At 37.5% G+C, this 24154-nt stretch carries 26 protein-coding genes; 16 read left to right on the top strand and 10 right to left on the bottom strand.

The features are described from left to right. Nucleotides 1–26: 26 nt before the first annotated feature. The gene (locus BW951_RS12325; protein ID WP_076393214.1) at nt 27–455 is read right to left on the bottom strand and encodes a DUF4268 domain-containing protein; all 429 of its coding nucleotides are present in this window, start codon (nt 453–455) and stop codon (nt 27–29) included. 140 nt (nt 456–595) lie between these two features. On the opposite strand from BW951_RS12325, the gene BW951_RS12330 reads away from it, so the two are divergent. The 6 genes from BW951_RS12330 to BW951_RS12355 all read left to right on the top strand — a co-directional run bounded on the left by BW951_RS12330 (nt 596) and on the right by BW951_RS12355 (nt 5604). Continuing rightward, nucleotides 596–1003 (top strand): RrF2 family transcriptional regulator, encoded by a 408-nt coding sequence (locus BW951_RS12330; protein ID WP_076393217.1) that lies wholly within the window; start codon nt 596–598, stop codon nt 1001–1003. 88 nt (nt 1004–1091) lie between these two features. Further along, entirely contained in the window at nt 1092–1784 is a 693-nt protein-coding gene (locus BW951_RS12335; RefSeq protein ID WP_076393219.1) for a phosphoadenylyl-sulfate reductase, read from the top strand. Nucleotides 1785–1800: 16 nt separating this feature from the next. Then, entirely contained in the window at nt 1801–2709 is a 909-nt protein-coding gene (gene cysD, locus BW951_RS12340) for a sulfate adenylyltransferase subunit CysD (protein WP_076393220.1), read from the top strand. A gap of 269 nt (nt 2710–2978) precedes the next feature. Then, nucleotides 2979–4220, top strand: coding sequence for a sulfate adenylyltransferase subunit 1 (locus BW951_RS12345; protein ID WP_076393222.1), 1242 nt, complete (start codon nt 2979–2981; stop codon nt 4218–4220). A gap of 116 nt (nt 4221–4336) precedes the next feature. Further along, nucleotides 4337–5221: a sulfite exporter TauE/SafE family protein gene (locus BW951_RS12350; protein ID WP_076393224.1), complete on the top strand. Its 885-nt coding sequence runs from the start codon at nt 4337–4339 to the stop codon at nt 5219–5221. 92 nt (nt 5222–5313) lie between these two features. After that, nucleotides 5314–5604, top strand: a complete 291-nt coding sequence (locus BW951_RS12355) for a putative quinol monooxygenase (protein ID WP_076393667.1) — start codon at nt 5314–5316, stop codon at nt 5602–5604. A gap of 159 nt (nt 5605–5763) precedes the next feature. Here BW951_RS12355 and BW951_RS12360 read toward each other — a convergent pair whose 3' ends face one another. Then, nucleotides 5764–6564 (bottom strand): T9SS type A sorting domain-containing protein, encoded by an 801-nt coding sequence (locus BW951_RS12360; RefSeq protein ID WP_076393226.1) that lies wholly within the window; start codon nt 6562–6564, stop codon nt 5764–5766. A gap of 96 nt (nt 6565–6660) precedes the next feature. On the opposite strand from BW951_RS12360, the gene BW951_RS12365 reads away from it, so the two are divergent. The 9 genes from BW951_RS12365 (at nt 6661) to BW951_RS12405 (ending at nt 17131) form a co-directional block, all read left to right on the top strand. After that, the gene (locus BW951_RS12365) at nt 6661–8778 is read left to right on the top strand and encodes a TonB-dependent receptor plug domain-containing protein (protein WP_076393228.1); all 2118 of its coding nucleotides are present in this window, start codon (nt 6661–6663) and stop codon (nt 8776–8778) included. Nucleotides 8779–8793: 15 nt separating this feature from the next. Continuing rightward, complete coding sequence (locus BW951_RS12370) at nt 8794–9882, top strand: HmuY family protein (protein WP_076393230.1); 1089 nt, start codon at nt 8794–8796, stop codon at nt 9880–9882. A 27-nt stretch (nt 9883–9909) separates the two neighbouring features. Continuing rightward, nucleotides 9910–10785 carry a heme/hemin ABC transporter substrate-binding protein gene (locus BW951_RS12375; RefSeq protein ID WP_076393232.1) on the top strand — a complete coding sequence of 292 codons (876 nt, stop codon included), beginning with the start codon at nt 9910–9912 and terminating at the stop codon, nt 10783–10785. Beyond that, nucleotides 10769–11812, top strand: coding sequence for a FecCD family ABC transporter permease (locus BW951_RS12380; protein ID WP_076393234.1), 1044 nt, complete (start codon nt 10769–10771; stop codon nt 11810–11812). Before BW951_RS12375 ends, BW951_RS12380 begins: the two co-directional genes overlap by 17 nt. Then, nucleotides 11809–12579, top strand: coding sequence for a heme ABC transporter ATP-binding protein (locus tag BW951_RS12385; protein ID WP_076393236.1), 771 nt, complete (start codon nt 11809–11811; stop codon nt 12577–12579). The genes BW951_RS12380 and BW951_RS12385 overlap by 4 nt, the downstream gene beginning before the upstream one ends. A gap of 1 nt (nt 12580) precedes the next feature. Beyond that, nucleotides 12581–13231, top strand: a complete 651-nt coding sequence (locus BW951_RS12390) for a class I SAM-dependent methyltransferase (RefSeq protein ID WP_076393238.1) — start codon at nt 12581–12583, stop codon at nt 13229–13231. A 4-nt stretch (nt 13232–13235) separates the two neighbouring features. Further along, on the top strand, nt 13236–14264 hold the full coding sequence (locus BW951_RS12395; RefSeq protein ID WP_076393240.1) for a hemin-degrading factor: 1029 nt from the start codon (nt 13236–13238) through the stop codon (nt 14262–14264). Between the two features lie 1144 nt (nt 14265–15408). Then, complete coding sequence (locus tag BW951_RS12400; protein WP_076393242.1) at nt 15409–16281, top strand: ChaN family lipoprotein; 873 nt, start codon at nt 15409–15411, stop codon at nt 16279–16281. A 220-nt stretch (nt 16282–16501) separates the two neighbouring features. Continuing rightward, nucleotides 16502–17131 carry a peptide deformylase gene (locus BW951_RS12405; RefSeq protein WP_076393244.1) on the top strand — a complete coding sequence of 210 codons (630 nt, stop codon included), beginning with the start codon at nt 16502–16504 and terminating at the stop codon, nt 17129–17131. 1 nt (nt 17132) lies between these two features. Here the strand turns inward: BW951_RS12405 and BW951_RS12410 are convergent, their stop codons facing one another. The 5 genes from BW951_RS12410 to BW951_RS12430 all read right to left on the bottom strand — a co-directional run bounded on the left by BW951_RS12410 (nt 17133) and on the right by BW951_RS12430 (nt 20590). Continuing rightward, nucleotides 17133–17447: an aminoacyl-tRNA hydrolase gene (locus tag BW951_RS12410; protein WP_076393246.1), complete on the bottom strand. Its 315-nt coding sequence runs from the start codon at nt 17445–17447 to the stop codon at nt 17133–17135. Between the two features lie 170 nt (nt 17448–17617). Then, nucleotides 17618–18739, bottom strand: coding sequence for a lactonase family protein (locus BW951_RS12415; RefSeq protein ID WP_076393669.1), 1122 nt, complete (start codon nt 18737–18739; stop codon nt 17618–17620). Nucleotides 18740–19076: 337 nt separating this feature from the next. Then, the gene (locus tag BW951_RS12420; RefSeq protein WP_076393248.1) at nt 19077–19499 is read right to left on the bottom strand and encodes an organic hydroperoxide resistance protein; all 423 of its coding nucleotides are present in this window, start codon (nt 19497–19499) and stop codon (nt 19077–19079) included. After that, nucleotides 19500–19934: a MarR family winged helix-turn-helix transcriptional regulator gene (locus BW951_RS12425; RefSeq protein WP_076393251.1), complete on the bottom strand. Its 435-nt coding sequence runs from the start codon at nt 19932–19934 to the stop codon at nt 19500–19502. 23 nt (nt 19935–19957) lie between these two features. After that, complete coding sequence (locus BW951_RS12430; protein ID WP_076393253.1) at nt 19958–20590, bottom strand: NAD(P)H-dependent oxidoreductase; 633 nt, start codon at nt 20588–20590, stop codon at nt 19958–19960. A 183-nt stretch (nt 20591–20773) separates the two neighbouring features. Between BW951_RS12430 and BW951_RS12435 the strand changes: the two genes are divergently transcribed. Then, on the top strand, nt 20774–21526 hold the full coding sequence (locus tag BW951_RS12435) for an SDR family oxidoreductase (RefSeq protein WP_076393255.1): 753 nt from the start codon (nt 20774–20776) through the stop codon (nt 21524–21526). A 16-nt stretch (nt 21527–21542) separates the two neighbouring features. Here BW951_RS12435 and BW951_RS12440 read toward each other — a convergent pair whose 3' ends face one another. From BW951_RS12440 to lipB, 3 genes are all read right to left on the bottom strand, one after another. Beyond that, complete coding sequence (locus BW951_RS12440) at nt 21543–21854, bottom strand: hypothetical protein (RefSeq protein WP_139326155.1); 312 nt, start codon at nt 21852–21854, stop codon at nt 21543–21545. 65 nt (nt 21855–21919) lie between these two features. Continuing rightward, the gene (locus BW951_RS12445) at nt 21920–22879 is read right to left on the bottom strand and encodes a protein-glutamine glutaminase (protein WP_076393259.1); all 960 of its coding nucleotides are present in this window, start codon (nt 22877–22879) and stop codon (nt 21920–21922) included. 536 nt (nt 22880–23415) lie between these two features. Next, nucleotides 23416–24144, bottom strand: a complete 729-nt coding sequence (lipB, locus tag BW951_RS12450) for a lipoyl(octanoyl) transferase LipB (RefSeq protein WP_076393261.1) — start codon at nt 24142–24144, stop codon at nt 23416–23418. Nucleotides 24145–24154: the final 10 nt, after the last annotated feature.

A 24154-nucleotide genomic window follows, 5' to 3' on the forward strand; every position in this document is an offset into this window, starting at 1 on the left:
TGTTTTTTTTCTTTAGGAACTATTCACTAAACATCCTTTATAAAATCCTCATATTCATAATAAAACCGCTCGAAGCCATCCATTTTTTCAACAAAAAATTCAAAAGCTTCCCGCCATGTATTTTTATTGAAAACAGAAATACCGTGCTTTTCAACCCAGATCCGGCTGATAACTTTTCCGTTTTCCAGCGTATAAAATTCTTCCTTGTGAAAATCGCCGATAAAATCCTTCAGAATATCTTCCAGTGACCATATTTTATTGTAGTACGCGTCTCTGAAAACTTCATCCTTCATTTCGATATCCAGAGAAACTTCCGCTTTTTTCTTATCCGCATAAAATTTAAACGACATATCCTTGATTTTGGTATCGTACAAAATCCATTTTCTTGGAAAAGACTTTCCGAAAGCCGTCCAAAACTCTTTCTTTAACTGCTGTGCTTCCTGTTTACTGAACATGAGGCAAATTTAGTGATTTTGGCTGGATGATGGAAGTTAGAATAAGGAAGTTATGCGGTCCCTGAAAACTTCCAGCCTCCATCTTCTAACTTTCATTCTCAATATTATACATATCAAACAATTTTCTTATTTTTGTAGTAATGCTGTCTAAAAAATCTCAATACGCTTTCAAGGCACTGTCATATCTTGTAGAAAAGAGAAATGACGGACCGATTCTTATTTCCGAAATTGCCGAACACAAGAAAATTCCTTTAAAGTTTTTGGAAAATATACTGCTTGAGCTTAAAAAAGCGGACATTCTCGATAGCAAAAAAGGAAAAGGAGGAGGCTATTTTTTCAAAGAAAATCCGGAAAATGTAAAGCTGGCGAAAATTATTCGTCTTGTGAACGGACCCATCGCACTGCTTCCTTGTGTAAGTTTAAATTTTTACGAAAAATGCGACGACTGCAGTGAAGATCATTGCGGTCTTCACGACGTTCTGATCGAGGTTCGCGACGCTTCTTTGAATATTCTGGAGAAGAGAACGTTAATGGATTTGGTGGATTAATCAGATCCTTTTTTTAAAATAATTAGTCTACTTTTTTGGTAGGATAATAATTTTATCTGATATTTGCATTACTTCAAATGAACAAAATATGATTTCAAAAGAAGATGCAGAGTTACTGAAACAGCTTTCCGCAGAAGAGGGACTGAAATTTATTTCTTCAAAAATTTCTGAAGGGGTTGTTTTTTCCACTTCGCTCGGACAGGAAGATCAGGTAATTACAGATATGATTTTCAAAAATCATCTGCCGGTAAAAGTGTTCACGCTTGATACAGGAAGACTTTTTTACGAGCACTACGAGTTGCTTTCCCAAAATAATTCCCGATACAAAACAAAAACCGAAGTCTATTTTCCAGAAAGTTCAGACGTGGAAAAATATGTGAATGAAAAAGGAATCAACGCATTTTATCATTCCATAGAAAACAGAAAAGAATGCTGTTTTATCCGTAAGGTTAAACCTTTAAACCGCGCGTTGGAAAATGCAAAAGTCTGGATTACAGGATTGCGCTCCGAACAGTCTGAAAACAGAGAAAATATGCCGGTCATCGAATGGGATGAAGATCGGAAGTTATTCAAATACAATCCCTTAATTCACTGGAATTACCAGAATGTTTTAGATTATCTGAAAGAAAATAAAGTTCAGGAATTGTCTTTACACAAAAAAGGATTCATCAGTGTAGGTTGTCAACCCTGTACAAGAGCAATCGAAGAAGGAGAAAATCCGCGTGCCGGACGATGGTGGTGGGAAAGTTCACAGAAAGAATGCGGTCTGCATTCTCATTAATTCAAAAAAATAAAAAATGACGACACATACGTTAGATTATCTGGAGCAGTTGGAAGCAGAAAGTATCTACATTATGAGGGAAATTGCCGCTCAGTTTGAAAAACCTGCGTTGCTTTTCAGTGGCGGAAAAGATTCTATCACTTTGGTTCATCTGGCAAAAAAAGCTTTTGCTCCGATGAAAATACCTTTTCCGTTGGTTCATATCGATACAGGACATAACTTCCCTGAAGCATTGCAGTTCAGAGATTATTTAGCAGAAAATATCGGCGCGGAACTGATTGTAAGAAAAGTGGAAGATACCATTAAAGCTAAAAATTTAACCGAACCGAAAGGAAAATTTGCTTCCAGAAACTGGCTGCAAATCCACACTTTATTAGATACGATTGAAGAATTCGGATTCGATGCATGCATTGGCGGAGCGAGAAGAGACGAAGAAAAAGCCAGAGCCAAAGAACGTTTTTTCTCTGTGCGGGATGAATTCGGACAATGGGATCCGAAGCTGCAGCGTCCGGAATTGTGGAACATCTACAACGGAAGAATCAACAAAGGAGAAAATGTAAGAGTTTTCCCGATTTCGAACTGGACGGAGCTTGATGTCTGGAATTATATTAAAAAAGAAAATATCCAGTTGCCATCCATTTACTTCGCACATGAACGAGAGGTGATTGAATATGACGGACAGTTAATTGCCGTATCAGATTTTATTCAGATTGATGAAAATGATACGATTGTCAGTAAAAAAGTACGTTACAGAACCGTTGGAGACATGACCTGTACCGCCGCAGTAGAAAGTGCTGCCGAAACTTTGGATGAGGTTGTGAATGAAATCACGGCATCCAGAATTTCCGAGCGTGGCGAAACCCGAATCGACGATAAAGTGACGGAAGCCGCGATGGAAGACCGGAAGAAAGGAGGTTATTTTTAGGCTGGAAGTTGGAGGCAGGAAGATTGGAGCTAGAAGCTAGAAGATGGAAGATAGAAATTGGAGGCTGGATGTTGGAAGATGGAGGCTGGAAGCTGGACGTTTTGTAATAAGTTTTCAGTCTTAGCCTTAATCTCAACCTTTATATTTAGGCAGGAAGTTGGAAGTTGGAAGATGGAAGTCAGAAGTTTTTGTAGTAATCCTTTAGTCTTAGCCTAAACCTTAACCTCACTCTCAACCTCACTCAATTACTCATAATTAATAAAACAAACGTGGACATATTAAGATTTATAACGGCAGGAAGCGTAGACGACGGGAAAAGTACCCTGATCGGAAGACTTCTGTACGACAGTAAAAATATATTGATCGATCAGCTTGAAGCACTCGAAAAACAGTCAAAAAATAAAAACGAAAACGGAGTAGACCTTGCTATTTTAACGGACGGCTTAAGAGCAGAAAGAGAGCAGGGAATTACCATCGATGTTGCGTACCGCTACTTTTCGACGCCGAAAAGAAAGTTTATTATTGCCGATGCACCGGGACACATTCAGTATACAAGAAATATGATTACGGGAGCTTCCAATTCGCAACTTATTGTTATTCTGATTGATGCAAGACAAGGCGTGATTGAGCAAACAAGAAGACACTCCATTATTGCGTCTTTATTGAAGATGAAAAATGTGGTGGTCGCCATCAATAAAATGGATCTCGTTGAGTATTCTGAACAAGTTTTTAAAGATATAAAAGCTCAGTATGAATTGGTTGCAGAAAAAATAGGGTTAAAAAATGTAAATTATTTCCCGATTTCGGCATTTCATGGCGACAATATTGTTGAAAGATCAGAAAATATGACTTGGTATGAAGGTTATACGCTGTTGGATTTCCTCGAAACGGTTGAAATCGATTCAGATCAAAACTTTCAGAGTCCGAGATTTCAGGTTCAGTATGTCATTCGTCCGCAAACGGAGGATCTGCACGATTACAGAGGTTACGCAGGAGAAGTTCTTTCGGGAATTTACAAAAAAGGTGACGAAATTACCGTGCTTCCTCAGAATATTCAGACTAAAATTTCAAAAATAGAAACAGGGGGAAAAGAAGTGGAATTCGTTTTTGCCAATCAGCCCGCAGTTCTGCATGTTGAAGATGATATTGATATCAGCAGAGGCGATTTTTTAGTAAAAACCGAAAGCCTTCCGAAAGTTGAAAATGAAATTGAAGCCGTTGTCTGCTGGCTGGATAAAAAGGAATTAAACGAAGGAAACAAATATTTCATTCAGCACAAAAGCAAACTTTTAAAAGCGATTATCAAAGAAATCGAATATAAAATAGACGTTAATACTTTAGAAAAAACGCCGGTTTCTGAAAGCATAAAATTAAACGAAGTCGTAAAAGTCCGTCTGAAAACAGCTTCACCCCTGGTTTTCGACAGTTTTGAAGAAAGCAATGCAACAGGCAACGCCATATTGATCGACGAGACAGGCAATTCAACGGTGGGAGCTGTAATGATTTTATAAATTAAACATAATCTGAACCATTGAAGAAAAATTTAAAAAGGTAAGCTGATTTAAAGTGAGTTTTCTTAGCTGTATAAATATTTCAGAGTGGTTTAAAACGATAGAAAACAGAAAAAATGGTTATTTCAAGAAAAGTTCAGTTCAGGTTAAATGTATTTTTTGTGACGATCGCACTTCTGTTGGTTGTTGTCTTTACGATGTATGAACTGGGCTATCTGGATGAACTGTTCACTGTTTTAGCCAAAGACAATTACATTTTCTACTGGATGATGTTGGTGGGAGTTTTGGCAGAAATCGTTGCAGGATCGATGGGAATGGGATACGGCGTAATTTGTACAACCACGCTTTTGTTTCTCGGAATTCCGCCTCATGCGGTGAGCGCAAGTATTCATTCTGCGGAAAGCTTTACAACGGCAGCCGGAAGCATCAGTCATATCAGACTGAAAAACGTAAGCAAAAGTCTGGTGAAAAGACTCGCCATTCCTGCGGTTTTCGGAGCAATTATCGGGGCGGTTTCGCTCACATATCTCGGAGAATATTATTCAAAGATCACCAAAACAATTATTTCTTTCTACACATTATATCTGGGAATTCAGATTTTATCCAATGCTTTTAAAAATAAGCAGGACAAAAAATTAAAACGGAAAACAAATTTAACGCGTTTGGGAGTAGTCGGAGGTTTTATCGATTCCTTTGCCGGAGGAGGATGGGGACCGTTGGTAACGGGAACTTTAATTAAAAATTCCTTTACGCCGAGATTTGCGGTGGGAAGTTCTACGGTGGCAAAATTTATTTTAACCTTAACAGCAGCCATTACTTTTATTTTCACATTGGGAATTCAGCACTGGAATATCATTCTCGGTCTTCTGATCGGAGGAATTTTTACCGCTCCTTTTTCTGCGATGTTAACGGCAAAACTTCCTGTAAAAAGTATGTTTATCATCATCGGAACTCTGGTGATCGTGATGAGCTCGATTACCATTTACAAATCTGTTTTTTAGTGATAAAATCTGTTAAATGTGGAAAAATAAAAGCATGAAATATCTTTTCGGTTTTGAAAATATTCTACATTTACACCACTAAAAAAATGACAATGAACATAAACGTAGTTGCGCTTTTCAGATTTAATGAGAATTATCTGATGGAAGCAGTTGAACTTTTCCAGATTCTGGTAAGAGAAACCAGAAAAGAAGAGGGATGTCTGCAGTATGACCTTATTGAAGACAAAGATAACAAAGGAACTTTTTTCATGGTGGAATTATGGGAAAGTGAAGAACACCTGAACCGACACAACGGACAGGATCATTTGCTGGATTTCAGAAGAAACGTTTCTAAAATGCTGGAAAGTTCTACTCAGGTATTTAAAGGATTTAAAACTTTATAAGCTGTAAGAAGGAAGTTGTAAGTTTAAAAATAACTTCAATCTTCCTGAGGGAAGCATAAAACTAAAAGGCTGTTCACTATTGCGGACAGCCTTTTATTAGAAAAAATAGAAAGTATTATCAATAAAGCTCCTGTGAACTTTTGTGATCCTGTGAAAAGTTTATTTTTTAATGAATTTTGATTTTACGATTTCTCCATCCGCCGTTTCAATCAAAATATAATAAACTCCGGTTTTAAGCGTACTGATATCAAACGATCTTCCGGATAATTTTCCTTCGGCTGTTTTCTGACCTCCCGCCGAATAAATCTGAATTTTTTTCGGTTCTTTTTTAGCAACAAACTGCAATGTGGTATTGTCGGAATTCACTGCAAACTGTACACTTTCCTTTGATTTTGCCTGATCTGAAACCGCAAGTATCGAACTTACCGCATAAGAAATATCATCCAACTGAATCGCGGTATGATTTAGACTTCCCACAATCTTAAATGCGATGTACTGCTTATTGGATGCAGGAATCGGTACGGAATACTGCGTATCTGTTGAAGTAAGCGTAATCGTATTTCCAATCTTTGTAAAACTTGCCATATCTGCTGTTGTAACGCCGTCCACAAAGCCAACTTCAATAGTTCCGGTACTTCCCGCGGAAGATCCTGCTGTAAGGGAAGACTTGAACGTAAGTGTCTGACTTCCATTGGGTGCAACAATTTGCGGAGCAATAGCGTAACCCGGTGTATTCGTTGTAAAAAAGCTGTAATACTGGATATGTTTGTCTGCTGCATTCGAATTGTCAATATATACCCACGGTCCGGAACCACTTTGTACACGGTTCCAGTTATTTTGCGGCCACGCTGCGCCTGTTCCTGCCGTGAAAGATTCAAAATTTTCATTAATCGCTGTTACTTGTGCATTTCCCGAAATCGCTGTAAGCAGTAAACCTCCAATTAGTAGTCCTAATTTCATAACATTATTTTTATTTAGAATTATTCTACAAAATTATATAATTATTTTTAATTGTTCTAAATAAAATATTATATTTGTCAAAAATTTTTTGATCCTATGAAGAAGAAATTGCTTTCTGTTCTGGCTTTAACGATGATTTTGTGGATGGACGCGCAGAAAAAAGATTCTGTAAAGCTGGAAAAAATTGAAGAAGTTGTCCTTACCGGACAGTATACTCAGCAATCCATAAATAAATCAATTTATAAAGTGGAGGTCATCGATGCGCAGCAGATCAAAAATATGGCAGCAACCAATGTGGCAGATGTTTTAAACCAAAGTCTGAACATCCTAATTACTTCAGACCGCAATTCAGGAAATTCAACGGCGAGTTTACTGGGACTGGGTGGAGAATATACCAAAATCCTGATTGACAATATTCCTGTGGTGGGAGATGTGGGACTGGGAAACAATATAGATCTCACCAAACTCAATATCAATAATGTAGAACGTATAGAAGTGGTAAGAGGTTCAATGGGAGTGGATTACGGAAGCAATGCCGTTGCCGGAGTCATCAATATCATTACCAAAAAAAGCACTCAGAAAAAATTAACGTTAAATGCTTCGGTTCAGGAAGAAACCGTAGGAAAAGAATACAATTGGTACAAAAAAGGAGAAGGAAGACATATTCAAACGCTGAATGCAGGATATAACTTAAATGAAAACTGGTATATCGGAGCCAATATCAATCATAACGATTTTCAGGGATTCAAGGGAACGCAGGAAGGATATAAATATTTTGAACAGGACGGAAAAAGAGGATATCTGTGGCAGCCGAAAGATGTTCTGAATATCGACGGAGTAATTCGCTACAGTAAAAATAAAACGTCCGTTTTCTATAAATTCGGATTCGTTAATGAAAAACTCAATTTCTACAGCCCGATTGTTTCAGAACTTTATTTAGGAGAGGGAAACAGAACTTATACTTCTGCCGACAGAGATTACCTCACCACAAGATACGTCAATCAGTTAAATGTTCAGACCAAATTAGGCAGCATCAATTATACCGGTGATTTTTCTTATCAGACTCAGGACAGAAAATACAGAGATTTTATCTATGATATTCCGAACAGGAAAGTAATGGGAACGAAAGAAGCATATCAGTCCTATAATAAAGCAGATGTCATCTATTCGCGAGGTGTTTTCAGCAATTTTCTTGATGATAAAAAAATAGATTTCCAGTTGGGTTATGAACTCGATCATACCAAAGGATACGCAGGTTTTATAGCAGGAGATTTTGCAGGAAATAATGTAGACCGAAAAATTTTCAACTACGCCAATTTTATTTCTGCAGAATGGAATCCTACAGAATGGCTTTCATTAAGACCCGGTTACCGTTTGGCGCTGAGTGATAAATTTGATACACAGCACAATTATTCCTTAACGGTAAGAGGAAAAATAGATGATTCCAGTAATATCCGACTCGTGGCAGGAAGCGCGAACCGGTTTCCCAATTTTGATGAACTCTACACCTACTTTGTAGACAGCAACCACGACATCAGAGGAAATGAAGATTTAAAACCGGAAGAAGGAATCACGATCTCTTTAAACGGAGACAAAAAATTCACCACCAATTCAGGATGGAATGTTCAGGTAGGAGCGAGCGCAACGTACATGGATCTTAAAAACAGAATAGAAGTTCTGCAGATCAATCAGAGTCCGTTGCAGTACAAATACATCAATATCAATAAATTCAGATCATTACTTTTTGAAGCCAATTTTAAAGTTCAGAAAAACCAGTTCAGTCTTGCCGCTAATGCCTCTTATTATGGCATCGGAAAAGAGCTCTTTTCGGGAACTCTGGTTTCTCCAGATGATTTCTTTTATACATTCGAAGGAAAACTGGCTGCAAACTATACCCTCCCAAAAACCGGAACCAATGTTTCGTTGTTTTACAGACACGTCGGGAAACTTCAGATGTTTGTCTTAGACAGTCAGGATATTGCCCATCCTTTTTATTATGTGGGAGAGCGCGGCAACTTTAACATGATGGATTTCGTGGTAAGTCAGCCCTTTTTCAAAAATCATTTTGAACTCAGTGCAGGAATCAAGAACATTTTTGATGTTTCATCCGTAAGAGATACCACCGTTGCCGGAACCGCACACGGAACCACCGATCCGAACTCGAACCTTTTCTACGGCAGAAGCTACTTCACCAGACTTACCTACAACTTTTAAAAAATAATCATTGAAATGAAAAAAATACTTCTTTACCTCTTCATCGGGACATCATTCATCACCCAGTCCTGCATTAATGATAATGAAGATCCCGTTGCCATATCAAAAATTGAAGGTTCCATCGTGAATCCTACCGTTGGCGGACCTACACAGCCCAATCAGGTCTGGTTTGATCTGGGAACGGATTCTGAAGTGCTGACCAAAAGAACCGATTGGGATCTCGCTTTGTATTCAGGAAGCAATTTTAAAGTCATTCTTAATTCTTCTCTGATGATGGCAGCAGGAAAAATCCCGAATGCTACAAATATCGATCTGGTCACAGAATCTCAGGTTTCCGGTTTACAGGATCTTGTACAGGTTGCGAATTTTAACCCTTCCAACACCATTTATATTGATGATGTGAAAGGAAACTTTCCTTCAGGCTATACCGCGATTGAAGAAATTAATCCCAATGAATCTGAAAATGCAGTATACCTTCTGAACATGGGAAAAGGAATTTACACAGGAAATGTTCCTGCGGGAAGCGTTACCACAGCCGGAGAAAGCAGAGGATGGATGAAAATTCAGGTTTCGAGAACTTCAAACGGAGGATATAAAATAAAATACGCCCCATTAAATTCAACCTCTCACAAGGAATTAACCATCAATAAAAACTCCGCGTACAACTATAATTTCGTCAGCCTGAAAAATGAAAAAGAACTCTTCATTCAGCCTGAAAAAAAGAAATGGGATCTTTGCTTTTCGGTCTTTACCAATACCATTACAGGAGCAGGAAGCTATGTGTATGCAGACTTTATCACCATCAATAATGTAGGTGGAGCAGGAGCTTATGAAGTAAAAGCTTCAGGAACCACAACCGGTGTTGAAGCCTACAATAATTTTAAAGTTTCGGATATCGATCAGTCGAAATTCATCTACAACGATCAGCGCGTTATCGGAGGAAACTGGCGGGAAGTCGGACCTTCCGGATATCAGGTGAAAGGTGATGTATTTTATGTCATCAAAGATCCGGACGGATATTACTTTAAGCTGAGATTCACCAGACTTACGAGCAGCAGCGGCGAAAGAGGCTATCCGCAGTTCGAATACAAACCCTTGTTTTAAAATTTTTAAATCAAATAAAAAGATATCATGAAAAAATTCATTCTTGCCGCATCTGTATTAATGGCAGTCTATTCCTGCAAAAAAGAAGGAGCTTCTACTGAAAATAAAACAGAACAAAGCTCTGAAGTTCCCAAATCTGCTCATAAAATCGTAACGCTGAACGGCGGAATCACTGAAATAGTAGCCGCTTTGGGTCACGAAAAAGAAATCGTGGGAACCGACGTGACAAGTACTTTTCCCGAATCTCTTAAATCGACAGCTAAAGATCTGGGACACGTAAGATCAATGACCATCGAGCCGATTATGGCAGTTTCTCCCACCTTAATTTTAGCTTCAGATAAAGACATCAATCCTGAACTGATGGGGAAAATTAAATCTTCCGGCATCAAAACAGAAATTTTTAAGCAGGAATTTACCGTTGACGGAACTAAAAAACTGATCGCAGAAGTGGCGAAAGCAGTCGGAAATACAGATTATCAGAAACTGAATGATAAAATTGATGCCGATCTGAAACAGATTCAGCCGATTGCCAAAAAACCGAAAGTCCTGTTCATCTACGCAAGAGGAAATATGCTTATGGTTTCAGGAAAAAATACACCGATGGCTTCTTTAATTGAAATTGCAGGCGGACAAAATGCCGTTAATGATTTTGAAGATTTCAAACCTTTAACGCCAGAAGCGGTTGTAAAAGCAAATCCCGATGTATTATTCTTCTTCACGAGCGGACTGCAGGGAGCGGGAGGAAACGAAGGAGCGTTAAAAATGCCGGGTGTTTCCCAAACCAATGCCGGAAAAAATAAAAAAATTATTGCCATGGACGGCGGTCTTGTTTCCGGTTTCGGACCAAGATTAGGACAGGCAGCAGTAGAATTAAACCAACTTCTGATTGAAAGCACCAAGTAAATTATCCGTTTACATCATCATAAGCACCGTACTGCTTTGCATTATTGCAGTAGGGTCGCTTAACACCGGAGTTTACGATTTCGGAGGTCAGTCTGCATTCACTGTTTTACAAAAAATAATGAACGGAGATCAGTCACTCACAATGAGCGATAAATATGTAGTCTGGGACGTAAGAGCAGCCAGAATTGTGATGGCGATCCTTATCGGAAGTATGTTGGCGGTTTCGGGAACCGGTTTGCAGGGATTGTTCAGAAATCCTCTGGCAACAGGAGATTTAATCGGGCTCACTTCCGGCGCAACTTTGCTTGCAGCCATTACCATCGTTTTGGGAGGATATTTCAGAGAATTTCTTCCTGAAGCCGTACAGTTTTCATTAGTGGGGATCGCTGCTTTTATCGGGTCTTTTATTTCCATGCTTCTGGTGTACAGAATTTCAACCAGCGGCGGTAAAACCAATGTCGTGATGATGTTATTATCGGGAGTTGCCATTACAGCGATCGGATTTTCCATTACAGGTTTCCTGATTTACATCTCGAAAGATGACCAGTTAAGAGATTTAACGTTCTGGAATTTAGGAAGTTTAGCCGCTGCGACATGGACGAAGAATATTATTTTGGGAATCGTTCTGGTTATTTCATACACGGTTTTACTGCCAAAAGGCAAAGCGTTGAATGCAATGATGTTAGGCGAAAAAGATGCACAGCATTTGGGAATTAATGTAGAAAGATTAAAAAAGCAGATCATCCTTATTACGGCTTTAATGGTAGGAAGTTGTGTGGCATTTTCAGGAACCATTGGTTTTGTCGGGCTTATCGTTCCATATATTTTAAGATTTTTGTTTAAATCAGACTATGCCGTTATTTTACCGTTATCAGCAGTTTGCGGAAGCATTTTACTGTTGACGGCAGATACTTTCAGCAGAAGTATTGTGGAACCTTCGGAACTTCCGATCGGGATTTTAACCGCTTTAATGGGAGGTCCTGTTTTCATTGCGATTTTAGTTAAATTTAAAAAATCACTGTTATGATAAAAGCGCATCAGATCAGTTATCAGCATAAAACCTTTCATATTCTGGATTCGGTGGACGTTCATCTGGAATATGGCGAATTTCTGGCAATTGTCGGTCCGAATGGAGCAGGAAAATCGAGCCTTCTGAGTATTCTTGCCAATGAAATTAAATCTGAACAGCAGATTGTATTTAAAAACAGGCATATCAACGACTGGAATGTGAAAGAGCTTTCAAAACACAAAGCCAAATTTTCACAGCACAACAGCAACGATATTCCGCTGGAAGTAAAAGAGGTCGTGATGATGGGGCGTTATCCGTATTTCGATGCACAGCCCAAAACAGAAGACCATGAATCGACAAACCGAATGATGAATGAAACGGATATTCTGCATTTAAAAGAAAGAGAATACAACACTTTATCGGGAGGCGAAAAACAGCGCGTTCATCTTTCGAGGGTTTTTGCGCAGCTTCAGAACGAAATTGCCCACAAACTTGTTTTTTTAGATGAACCTTTAAATAATTTAGACATTAAACATCAGTACAAAGCATTGGAAATCATTAAAAATTTTACCAAAAAAGCCAATTCTGCGATTGTTGTTCTTCATGATCTCAATCTTGCCGCACAGTATGCCGATAAAGTTTTATTAATGAAATCAGGAAAAGTTGCCGCATACGGAACTCCGGAAGAGGTTTTCACCGCTGAAAATATCCGGGAAGCCTACAATTTTCCGTGTACAATCTGCAATCATCCGGTAACTTCGCTCCCAATGATTATTTTTGGATAATATGGATACAGAAAAACTGAAAATATTAGCACAGAATCTCGCCCATCCTCAAGGAGAAAAAGGAATCGAGATCGGCGAAATGATGAATGAAACCAACATCGGAATGACGTTGGAAAGCATACAGACCCTTTTAATAGAAGACAACGAACACATTCTGGAAATCGGTCATGGAAATGCGGGGCATGTCAGAAATATTTTAAACAAAGCCATTGATTTAAAATATACCGGAATTGATATTTCGGAAACCATGCATCATGAAGCCATAAAACTGAATAAAGATTTTGAAAATCAGGCTGAATTTGTCCTGTATGAAGGAACAGAACTGCCTTTTGAAGACAAAAAATTCGATAAAATATTTACCGTAAACACCATTTATTTCTGGGAAACACCAAAAGATTTTCTCAATGAAATTTACAGAGTTCTGAAAGACAACGGAACATTTGTACTCACTTTCGGACAGCGGGATTTCATGGAAAAACTTCCTTTTACGCAGTTCGGTTTTACGTTGTACAATACCGATGAAATGGAGGAAACCGTTTCCAAAAGTTATTTTAAAAGAATGAAAATTTCCGAACGGCAGGAAGAAGTAAAAAGCAAAACCGGAGAAGAAACCATCACAAGAAATTATACAATTTTAACCATTAAAAAATAAATAAATGAGCACATTAGTAAACGATCTGAAGGAAAAATGGGAAGCTCTTAAAGCTGAAAATCCGCATATGAGAATCCGAAATGCCGCAGCAGAACTTGGAGTAAGCGAAGCGGAACTGTTGGCAACCAGCGTAGGAGAAGGCGTAACGGTTCTGAAGCCGGAGTTTCAGAATATTTTAGCAGAAGTGGAGCAGTTAGGAAAAGTAATGGCGCTTACACGCAACGAAGAGTGCGTTCACGAAAGAAAAGGAGTGTATCTGAACGGCGATTTCAGCAGTCCTCATGCACAGCTTTTCGTGGGAGAAGATATTGATTTAAGAATTTTCCTGAATCACTGGAAATTAGCTTTCGCAGTGGTGGAAGGAGATAAAAAAAGTCTTCAGTTTTTCGGAAAAGACGGTTTGGCGCTGCATAAAATTTACCTTACCAAAGACAGCAACGAAGCTGCTTTCGATGAAATGGCAGAAAAATATAAAGCAGAAGAGCAGAACGGATCTTTCGATTTTGAAAAAGCAGCTCCGAAAGCAGAAGAAAAACCGGACACCGAAATTGATGTAGAAGGCTTCCAGAAAGCATGGACAAATCTGAAAGATACCCACGATTTCTTTATGATGACCCGAAAATTCGGAGTGAGCAGAACGCAGGCGCTGAGACTGGCTCCGAAAGGTTTTGCAAAGAAAATTGAAAGCTCAAAAGTTGTAAACGTACTGGAAGATGCATCGGAAAAAGAACTTCCGATCATGATTTTTGTCGGAAACAGAGGAATCATCCAGATTCATACGGGAAATGTGAAAAAAACACTTTGGCATCAGCAATGGTTCAACGTGATGGATCCGGATTTCAATCTACATCTGGACGTTACCAAAATTGCAGAAGCATGGATTGTGAAAAAACCGACAGAAGACGGAGAAGTGACCGCCATTGAAGTTTTCAATAAAGAAGGCGATTTTATCGTTCAGTTTTTCGGAAAAAGAAAACCCGGAATCCCGGAATTACAGGAATGGAAAGACCTCGTCGCCGATCTTGAAAAATAAATTGAAATAGTTAGATAGTTTCTTTAAGCCGTTTTGTTTTTTACAGGCGGCTTTTATCTAAACACGAATTTATTGAATGGTTTCACGAATGATACAATATTTAACGCGAAGAACGCGAAGTCTTTTTGACCTAATTGAGCATATTTTTTTGTTCGCAAGGGCACTTCGTTCAGCAAATGATAGAACTAGCCATAGCTGAGTGAATAGTTTATACTGAGCTTGTCGAAGTACCTTTGCGAACGAAAAATATCCTCAATAAACTAAAAACAAAACTTAGCGATCCATGCGTTATAAAAATCAACAACATTACATTGTGTAATTTGTGAAACCATTTGTGTGATTTGTGTTTAAAAAACAACAGAAAATTAAATAAATTTTTTTCAATTGCATTCACTCTGAAAATTTTAACGCAAAGTAGATATTTTAAGGTAAATATTTTAAAGTAAGCAAAGTTATTCAGATTTCATCTGTTATTAAGCGAACGTTTTATGATTGCATTTGGCAATGTCTTAGCTGAGTGGCTCGTTCTATCATTTGCTGAACGAAGTGCCTTTGCGAACGAAAAATATCCTCAATAAGCTAAAAACTTAGCGATCCTTGCGTGATAAAAATAAACAACGTTACATTGAGTAATTCGTGAAACCATTTGTGTCATTCGTGTTTAAAAAAACAACAGAAAATTAAATAAGATTTTTTCAATTGCATTCACTCTGAAAATTTTAACGCAAAGTAGATATTTTAAGTTAAATATTTTAAAGTAAGCAAAGTTATTCAGATTACATCTGTTATTAAGCGAACGTTTTATGATTGCATTTGGCAATGTCTTAGCTGAGTGACTCGTTCTATCATTTGCTGAACGAAGTGCCTTTGCGAACGAAATATAAAGAATTAGAAATCAAAAATATTTTGCGACCATTGCGTTATAAAATAAACAACATTACATTGTGTCATTCGTGAAACCATTTGTGTGATTAGTGTTTAAAAAAAGCTTCGCGTTAAAATAAACAATAGATCATTAAAAAATTAAATTTATATCGTGATATTCGTGAAACCATTTGTGTTATTCGTGTTTAAAAAAACAACAGAAAATTAAAATTATATCATGATATTTGTAAAGCCATTCGTGTTTAAAAAACAAATTAAAATGAAAAACCTTTTCACTGCCTTTTTTCTTACTGTTTTCTGTTCATTTCAGGCACAGCAATTTAAAGCCTATCAGTTTTACGACAAAAAAGGAAAATCAGTAAAGCCCGAAAAACTCATCAGACAACTGGCTGATTACGACGTGGTTTTCTTTGGTGAAAATCATAACAACTCCATCAACCATTGGTTACAGCTTAAAGTGACGGAAGGGTTATATGGTCAGAAAAACGGACAGCTTATTTTAGGTGCTGAAATGTTCGAAAGAGATAATCAGCCGCAATTGAATCAATATCTCAACGGGAAAATAGATGCGAAAACACTGAAAGATTCCGCAAGACTCTGGAATAATTTCACGACCGATTATAAACCTTTGGTTGATTTTGCCAAAGCAAAAAAACTAAACTTCATCGCAACCAATATTCCCAGAAAATACGCTTCCCAAACCGCCAAAGAAGGTCTGGAATCTCTGAATAATTTATCTGAAAAAGAAAAATCTTATATCGCACAGCTTCCTATAAAAGTAACACTAGAAACGCCGGGTTACCCTGAAATGAAAGCGATGATGGGCGATCACGCAGACGGAACCAAAGTGATGAATTTTATTTCCGCTCAGGCAATAAAAGATGTGACTATGGCAGAATCTATTTTAAAGAATCTGCAATCCGGAAAAACATTCATTCATTACAACGGAAACTACCACAGCAAGGAATTTGGCGGGATTTACTGGTACATTAAACAAAAAAATCCGAACCTGAAAATGGCGGTCATTTCTGTTTTTGAATCGGATAATCCTGAATTAAAAGTTCCTGAGAAAGATTACATTCCCACCGATTTTAATCTGATCATTCCCAGTGATATGACGAAAACGTATTGAGAAAGAGCCAGGTAAAAAGTTAAAAGCTATGTTTTCATTTAGATTAAAAGTGTGTGAGAATTTAAACAGATTCTTCCTTCGTCAGAATGACAATGATTCGTTTAAAAGACAATAAGGTCTGCATATTTTTCATTGCTTTTCACCAAAAAATTAATTGGGTTTTAACCAAAAAATACAAAACTTAGTCTGCAATATTTATCTTTGCAAAACATTCAGAAAAATGAAAAAAATATCCCTTCTTTTCATCCTTTTCATCGGTTTGATGAACGCTCAAAAACTGACACCAAACGAAATTTCCATGATCAATCAGGGAGATAAAAATTCTGCGTTGCCGATTTATCAGACCACAGACGAAAATCAGCACAAGACGTTATTAAGCCTTTCCGCAGAAATCGATCCGCTGGATAAAAACACGGCAGTTTTGGTCAGCAGAATGAAAGAATCTTTACTTTCCACCGATGGCGGAGTGGGAATTGCCGCACCACAGGTCGGAATCAACAGAAAAGTAATTTGGGTTCAGCGTTTTGATAAAAAAGGTGAACCGTTGGAATATTTTATCAATCCTGTCATTGTCTGGAGATCAGAATTACAGAATTTAGGTCCCGAAGGCGATCTTTCGATTCCCGATTTCAGAGATCAGTTTTACAGAAGCAAAGTCATTCAGCTTGAATATGTCGATTTAAAAGGTCAGAAATATTCAGAAATTGTGGAAGGTTTTACAGCCGTTATTTTCCAGCACGAAATCGATCATCTTTTCGGAATTTTAATTTCAGACAAAAAAGAAAAAGAGAAAAACGATTCTTATCAGAAAGTGGATGCTTTTAAGAAGAGCGATTCAGGGATGAGGTAATTCAGATATTCTGTGGAGTCCACATTTTCAGAAATTTAAATTTTTTCGGATATTCCTCTCTCGGACAAAATGCCAAAGCGACTTCTCTGTTGTCTAGTGAAGATTCCGTCAGTAAAACATAATCTGTCTCATTTTTAAAACTGTTAAATTCGGTTTCGTTTACGACACAAACTACTTTTTTGAATATTCCGCTGATCCATTGAATCATATTTTCGTTGTCCTCAAATTTTTTGTAGCAGGCTAAAGAAGCGTGTGCAGTAATAACAGGAACTAATTTGTCAGGAACAGTATTAAAAACGATGATGTACATTTTCATATAGTAACTTTTTATAATTTGAAAGATACAATAAGTTGTTTCAACTTTTATTGAACCAGAAAAGATGAGAGGAATTTTTATTGTTTTGAGAACTTCGAATATCCTTATAAACACTCTAATTTTCTTTGTCTCTTTTTAGGTTAAAATCGAAATTACCTAAAAAAATACAATTAATATCTTCTGATCTGTACATTCGAAACATTTCTGATCTTAATTTTTCTTCCGGCTTTTTTCAGCAAACCGGTTTCAGGATTTCTTTTAAAAACCGTAACATTATTTGTTGCCGTATTGGTGGTGATTAAAAATTGTCCGCTTGGATCGAGATTGAATGTTCTCGGATGTTTCCCTTTTACAGACTGATAACCGATTGTTTTCAGGCTTCCATCATCCTGAATCGAAAAAATAGCAATATTATTTTCTTTTCCGCGGTTGGAAGCGTACAAAAACTTTCCGTCCGGCGAAAGATGAACATCAGAACTTTCAAAATCTCCTTTACAGGTTTCGGGATGGGTAAAAATCCTCTGAAGCGGTTTCAGGTTTCCGTTTTCGTAAGCATAAACACTGACTGCACCGCCCATTTCTTCAATACAGTACGCGAATTTTCCATTCGGATAAAAGGTAAAATGCCTCGGTCCCGCTCCCAAAGTTGTTTTTACAAACGGAATTTCAGCTTCCTGCAAAGGTGTATTTTTTTCATTGTTAAAACGATAGGCGCGAATTTTATCCGCTCCGAGATCAGGCAGAAATAGATAATCAGAATCCGGAGAAAAAACGGTGGAATGGATGTGCGCACGATCCTGTCTTTCGGGATTTATACTTCCTTCCGAAAATTGTATATTCTGCACAAAAGGTTCAAGAGTTCCGTTACCTGAAATCGGGTAAACAGAAACGCTTCCTTCCGTATAATTTCCATTAACGAGCCATTTTCCGCCTGGATGAACCGTAAGATAAACCGGATTTTCACCACCGCTGATTTGTTTACTGATGAACTGTAAAGATTTTTTATCAGCATTAAATTCAAAACTGCTTACACTTCCGCCGTTCTTTGTTTTACTTTCCGTACACGCAAAAAGATATTTTCCGTCCGGTGACAAAGTGAGAAAAGAAGGATTTGAAATCCCCGAAACAGAAGCAATTTTCGATAATTTTCCGTTTTGCGTGTTCAATTCATACACATAAATTCCCTCCGTTTCTTTTTCCCAGTTAAAAGAACCGAAAAAAACATACGTATGTTGAGCATACAACTGAAGACAGCTAAAAATTGTGATGAATAAGGTGAAAAGCTTTTTCAAATGATGATGGTTTTTAAAGAAATTCTGTTTAAACTTTTTTACCGCAAAAGATGCAAAAGATTGTAACACTTTAGTAGTTTAAGTTTACTACTCAAATGGGGAAAAAGAGCACATAAGTTTAAAAAAAATCAAAGATTTTTTCTCTTTGCAGACTTTTGAAATACCTTGAATAAATCCAATAAGTACCTTTTGCGGTTAAATTTAAAATGAGTTTACAACAAACATATAAACGTTTTTCGGATGAAACAAATTTCTGTTTAAAGTTTCTTATCCTACTAAACAAAAAAATCTGCTTCCAAAGAAACAGATTCTGATATTTATACCGTAAAACGCTGAATTAGTTATTTGTAACCGAAAGTTTTACTTCGATATTATTTCTTGTTGCATTAGAGTATGGACAGATTTGGTGCGCTTTTTCTGTTAAAGCCTGTGCTTCCTCAATAGAAACTTCCGGAATATTTACATCAAGCTGAACCGCCAATCCGAAACCGCCGTTTTCCAATTGTCCGATGCTTACTTCCGCCGTTACTGTAGTTTCTCCGGTTTTTGTTTTAGACAAAGAAATTACTCTGTTCAGTGCGCTGTCGAAACATGCAGAATATCCTGCTGCGAAAAGCATTTCGGGGTTGGTAAAATCGTCATTGGCTCCGCCTAAAGCTTTAGGCATTTTTACGTCCAGATCAAGAACTCCGTTTTCGCTTTTTACGTGTCCGTTTCTTCCTCCTGTTGCAGTTACTTTTGTTGTATACAAAGTTTTCATTTATTTTTCTATTTTCGTTAATATTTTTTGAACATTTTCTTTCAGAGCCTTCCAATCTTCAGGCGATGCTCCGATTTTCTGAAATAATTTTTCCGGAATTCCACAGGCTTTTTCCTGTAAATTTCTGCCGGATTCTGTGATGAAAACTTCCACCACACGTTCATCTTCTTTTTTCCTTTTTCTTTCGATAAATCCTTTATTTTCAAGTCTTTTAAGAAGCGGTGTAAGCGTTCCGCTGTCCAGATACAGCTTTTCGCCGATGCTGTTCACCGGAAGTCCGTCATGTTCCCAAAGCACCATCATCACAAGATACTGCGGATAAGTAATATCCAGCTCATCGAGAAAAGGACGGTAAAGCCCCGTAATTTCTTTCGCAATCACATATAAAGGAAAGCAGAGCTGGTTTTCTAATTTTAAAAATTCGGGATTTTCCATGATTTCTGAAAAATGAAGAGGTGTTATTTTTTGATGATGAATTCTTCCATCGGAATTCTTACTTTTTTCATGTGCGACAGCCAGTCGTTTTTCTCGTCTCTGTATCCTAAATACAGTAAGCTCACACTCTTTAAGCCTAAAGCTCTCAAGCCCAAAATTTCGTCCACCACTTCATTGCTGAAACCTTCTGCAGGAGTGCTGTCTACTTTAAGTTCCGCAGCCTGAGCCATGGCAAGTCCTAAAGCAATATACGTTTGTCTTGCAGTATGCGCGAAATGTTCTTCAGGAGTCTGCGCACCATAGATTTCTTTAATTTTATCGGTGTAGCTGGAAAATCTTCCTCTCGGCAAATCTCTTACATCGGTGTGATGATCGTACACTTTATCGATTTTCTCATCGGAGTAGCTGTCCCATGCCGCGAAAACCAAAACATGAGAAGAATCTCTCATCACTTCAGGATTCAACGCACCCTGAACCATTTTTTCTTTTAATTCCTGATTTTCCACTACGATCACACGGAAAGGCTGTAATCCTGAAGAAGTAGGAGCGAGTCTTGCGGCTTCTAAAATTTTATTTAAATCTTCTTCTGATACTTTTTTTGTTGGATCATATGCTTTTACAGCATGTCTCCAGTTTAAATCTTCTATTAATGACATTTTGTTAATTTTTTAATTTGAATACTATGATACAAAAATATTGCCAAATTAAATTGTGTGCAATTTAATTTTGTTAAATTTAATTTAAAAAATTTTAAAACCTTCTTAAAACATCGCAGGAATCGGATTTTTTCTGAAGACTGAACTTTCCATTTTTGCTGAAGAATTTTAAACCAAAAAACAATGCAGAGATTTAAAAACAAAACCGCTCTTATCACAGGCGGAACCAACGGAATGGGATTCGCAACAGCGCAACAGTTTATACAGGAAGGCGGAAAGGCAATCATCACCGGAAGAAGTGAAGAGAATGTAAAAAATGCCATAAATAAGCTAGGCGAAAATGCTTTCGGAATTGTTTCGGATGCCGGAAAAATAAGCGATCTGATGAATCTTAGAAATGAAGCTGAAAAATTAACGGAACATATCGATCTGGTATTTGCAAATGCAGGATACGGAAGATTTGCTTCGATTGGAAATGTGGATGAACATCATTTTGATGAGCTTTTCAATATGCTGGTAAAAGGCAGCTTTTTTACAGTTCAGCAGATGCTTCCTTTAATGAAAGAGGGGAGCTCGGTTGTGTTTAATACTTCTTTTGTCACAGAATTCGGGATGTCCAATTTTTCGGTGTATTCTGCAGCAAAAGCGGCAGTTCAGTCTTTTATTAAAACTTTCGCAACTGAATTGACGACTAAAGGAATCCGAGTGAATGGAATTAGTCCGGGACATATCAAAACCAATATTTTTAATAATACGGGCTTAAATTCAGAACAGATTGATGAAGCGGTACAGCATATTATTCCTACCATTCCTTTTAAAAGACAGGGAGAACCTTCGGAAATTGCAAAGGCGGTACTTTTTCTTGCTTCTGATGAAGCATCTTACATATACGGAGCGGAATTGAGAATTGATGCCGGAATATCTGTAATTAAATGATAATGTGATGAAAAGATTATTTTACGTCTTTGATCTGTCTGATAATATTGGTTTTATTTTCAATGCCAATATCATATTTTTTGTTTGTCTTAAGACTTAAAGTTGCCTTTTCGATAAGATGAGTATAATCCTGAGATTTTTTTGAAAGATAGAAAACCTGCGCGCTGATTCCTATGGAAACACGGGCAAATTCCTGCGGCCGATCCGGATCATCTGTAATATCACTAATCACCGAATTGTTGTACCATGTAAGGTTTTGTGAACTTTGATTGCCGGAGCAGGAAATGACCATCATTATTATGAAGAGGATATAGGTTGAGAATTTCATGAAAATATAATTTAAAAAGCTCCTGCAAAATAACAAATAATTGCAGGAGCTATATAAAAGATTTGTTAGAATCCACAGCTTGCTACACTTGGAGCCGGAACTGGAGAGCATCCGGATAATGTAGAAAATGTTGTCAGTACACAATTCGTGTTTATATAATTGTTGTCATAAAGCAGCGAACCGGACGGACTTCTGTAATATACATTTCCTGCCGTATTGGCGTAAGAAGAAGCAGAGGCGGAACCACAGCTTGTATTTACGCACGCATTTCTCCATGCAGTATCAGTTACCGGTCCGGAGGTGAAAAGAGAAGGATCTATAATTCTTTTTTCAACCACACCGGAAGCATTTTTAAAGCTTACTAAAATAGCTACGTGATATCCCCACGAAACACAGCACGTTCCTGTAGAAGCTTTCAGGTTTCCGTAGACGAATTGTTTTTCGCAGTCATAACCTGCATTCAGAAGGATCTGTCTCATTTTATGAGCTCTTGCATAACATCCGTCCACTGCATATCTGAACGTGATACATGGTGAAGAAGCTGTAGAAGTTCCGCACGACTGATTTTTGATCTGTATGAAAAGATTGTTCAGAGTCGCCAGATTCGGAATTACACTTACTGCTTTGCTCGTTTCGCTTTGAGTTTCTTTGGTGAAGATGGATTTGAAGTAAGTAACATCTTCATCTGTTGCTTTTTCAACTTTGGCAATTTCGTTGGAATTTTTTTTCAGGAAAACATGAACCGGAGTTTCATTTTCTATTGCTGATTTAATCATTGAGATGAAGGCTTCATTTTCTTTACTGTCTTTAATTTCATAGAACTGCGCAGAAATGATGAAAGAAACTTTCAGGACATTGCCTTCTTTTTGAATCCCTACCGGAATAGTGCTGCCAAAGTCTCTCATGGCATTTTCATTGTTTTCTTTTACAACAAGATTCGGATCCTGATTGGCACTGGAATCTGAACAGGCATTGGAGGAAAGTACCATCACAAATGCCATTGCGGATAGCAGAAATTTTTTCATAGTTTTAATTTTTGTGGTTAATGAGGTGCAGTTTTTATCGATAGTTCACTGCGTTGTGATTTTAAAAGTAATAAAAAATTGAATATAAATTCAAAATTTTTAAGAAATTTTATCAGGCATTCAGATTACCGATGAATACTGGAAAAATTAAATTGGGCAAATGTATTTAACGTGAGTTCGATGAAATTAATGGGTTATAAATTGATCATGTTTTATCACTCTTACCGAACTTCAGTCTGATGTGAAGATTACAGTCAAGGTTAAGTTGGGCAAAATTGATGATAAGCTTTGGCTGAAGCCTGTTTGTTTTTCTGATTAAGTTGTTTATAGTAAAAATCTTTGCTCCTTTAGGAGCAGAATCTGTGTAGAAATAATAATCAGTTCATCAATCAATCCGTAGGATTGATATCTGTAATTCTCAATGAATTTTCTAAAGATAGCGTTCCTACGGAACGCCGAACGTACGTCTAATATTGATTTTTTAATTAAAAATCCCTGCACATCGCAATATGCAGGGAAATGTTATTTAGTAAAAATTACTTAGCAATAAGTTCCGCTTCGAAAACCTCCGTAAAATGCTTTCTTATTTTAGCCTTAATATCTTCCATTTCTTCAGGAGTGAGTTCTCTTTCCAGTTCTCTTTTTAAGGAAGTTACCTGTTTGTCTTTAATGCCGCACGGAATGATGTATTCAAAATAACGCATATCCGTATTTACATTTAAGGCAAATCCGTGTAAAGTTACCCAGCGGGAAGCTTTTACGCCCATTGCACAGATCTTTCTCGCGTAAGGTTTTCCCACATCCAGCCAGACTCCGGTTTCTCCGGGAGAACGTTCGCCTTTCAATCCATATTCGGCAATGGTTCTGATTATCACTTCTTCCAGATTTCTCATATATTTATGAATATCCGTGAAGAAATTTTCAAGGTCTAAAATAGGATAGCCTACAATCTGTCCGTAACCGTGATACGTAATATCTCCTCCGCGGTTTACCTTTACGAAAGTGGCATCAATCTCTTTCAGTTTATCAATTCCGGCAAGCATATTTTCTTCATGTCCGCTTTTTCCCAGCGTATACACATGAGGATGTTCCACGAGAAGAAAATGATTGGGCGTTTTGCTGTGCTGTTCCGCAGGAAGATCGCGGTTTTTAATTTTCAGATCTATGATGTTTTTCATCAGAGATTCCTGATAATCCCACGCCGACTGATATTCCCGCGTTCCTAAGTCTTCAAATTCTACTACTTTATTCTGAATTGTATTCATATCATTTTTT

This window comes from Chryseobacterium gambrini (genome assembly GCF_900156825.1).
Lineage (GTDB): Bacteria > Bacteroidota > Bacteroidia > Flavobacteriales > Weeksellaceae > Chryseobacterium > Chryseobacterium gambrini.

Excerpts from the sequence above, each read along its gene's own strand:
- BW951_RS12325 (WP_076393214.1), bottom strand. The coding sequence starts at position 455 with ATGTTCAGTAAACAGGAAGCACAGCAGTTAAAGAAAGAGTTTTGGACG.
- BW951_RS12330 (WP_076393217.1), top strand. The coding sequence starts at position 596 with ATGCTGTCTAAAAAATCTCAATACGCTTTCAAGGCACTGTCATATCTT.
- BW951_RS12335 (WP_076393219.1), top strand. The coding sequence starts at position 1,092 with ATGATTTCAAAAGAAGATGCAGAGTTACTGAAACAGCTTTCCGCAGAA.
- cysD (WP_076393220.1), top strand. The coding sequence starts at position 1,801 with ATGACGACACATACGTTAGATTATCTGGAGCAGTTGGAAGCAGAAAGT.
- BW951_RS12350 (WP_076393224.1), top strand. The coding sequence starts at position 4,337 with ATGGTTATTTCAAGAAAAGTTCAGTTCAGGTTAAATGTATTTTTTGTG.
- BW951_RS12355 (WP_076393667.1), top strand. The coding sequence starts at position 5,314 with ATGAACATAAACGTAGTTGCGCTTTTCAGATTTAATGAGAATTATCTG.
- BW951_RS12360 (WP_076393226.1), bottom strand. The coding sequence starts at position 6,564 with ATGAAATTAGGACTACTAATTGGAGGTTTACTGCTTACAGCGATTTCG.
- BW951_RS12365 (WP_076393228.1), top strand. The coding sequence starts at position 6,661 with ATGAAGAAGAAATTGCTTTCTGTTCTGGCTTTAACGATGATTTTGTGG.
- BW951_RS12370 (WP_076393230.1), top strand. The coding sequence starts at position 8,794 with ATGAAAAAAATACTTCTTTACCTCTTCATCGGGACATCATTCATCACC.
- BW951_RS12375 (WP_076393232.1), top strand. The coding sequence starts at position 9,910 with ATGAAAAAATTCATTCTTGCCGCATCTGTATTAATGGCAGTCTATTCC.
- BW951_RS12385 (WP_076393236.1), top strand. The coding sequence starts at position 11,809 with ATGATAAAAGCGCATCAGATCAGTTATCAGCATAAAACCTTTCATATT.
- BW951_RS12390 (WP_076393238.1), top strand. The coding sequence starts at position 12,581 with ATGGATACAGAAAAACTGAAAATATTAGCACAGAATCTCGCCCATCCT.
- BW951_RS12395 (WP_076393240.1), top strand. The coding sequence starts at position 13,236 with ATGAGCACATTAGTAAACGATCTGAAGGAAAAATGGGAAGCTCTTAAA.
- BW951_RS12400 (WP_076393242.1), top strand. The coding sequence starts at position 15,409 with ATGAAAAACCTTTTCACTGCCTTTTTTCTTACTGTTTTCTGTTCATTT.
- BW951_RS12405 (WP_076393244.1), top strand. The coding sequence starts at position 16,502 with ATGAAAAAAATATCCCTTCTTTTCATCCTTTTCATCGGTTTGATGAAC.
- BW951_RS12410 (WP_076393246.1), bottom strand. The coding sequence starts at position 17,447 with ATGAAAATGTACATCATCGTTTTTAATACTGTTCCTGACAAATTAGTT.
- BW951_RS12420 (WP_076393248.1), bottom strand. The coding sequence starts at position 19,499 with ATGAAAACTTTGTATACAACAAAAGTAACTGCAACAGGAGGAAGAAAC.
- BW951_RS12425 (WP_076393251.1), bottom strand. The coding sequence starts at position 19,934 with ATGGAAAATCCCGAATTTTTAAAATTAGAAAACCAGCTCTGCTTTCCT.
- BW951_RS12430 (WP_076393253.1), bottom strand. The coding sequence starts at position 20,590 with ATGTCATTAATAGAAGATTTAAACTGGAGACATGCTGTAAAAGCATAT.
- BW951_RS12435 (WP_076393255.1), top strand. The coding sequence starts at position 20,774 with ATGCAGAGATTTAAAAACAAAACCGCTCTTATCACAGGCGGAACCAAC.
- BW951_RS12440 (WP_139326155.1), bottom strand. The coding sequence starts at position 21,854 with ATGAAATTCTCAACCTATATCCTCTTCATAATAATGATGGTCATTTCC.
- BW951_RS12445 (WP_076393259.1), bottom strand. The coding sequence starts at position 22,879 with ATGAAAAAATTTCTGCTATCCGCAATGGCATTTGTGATGGTACTTTCC.
- lipB (WP_076393261.1), bottom strand. The coding sequence starts at position 24,144 with ATGAATACAATTCAGAATAAAGTAGTAGAATTTGAAGACTTAGGAACG.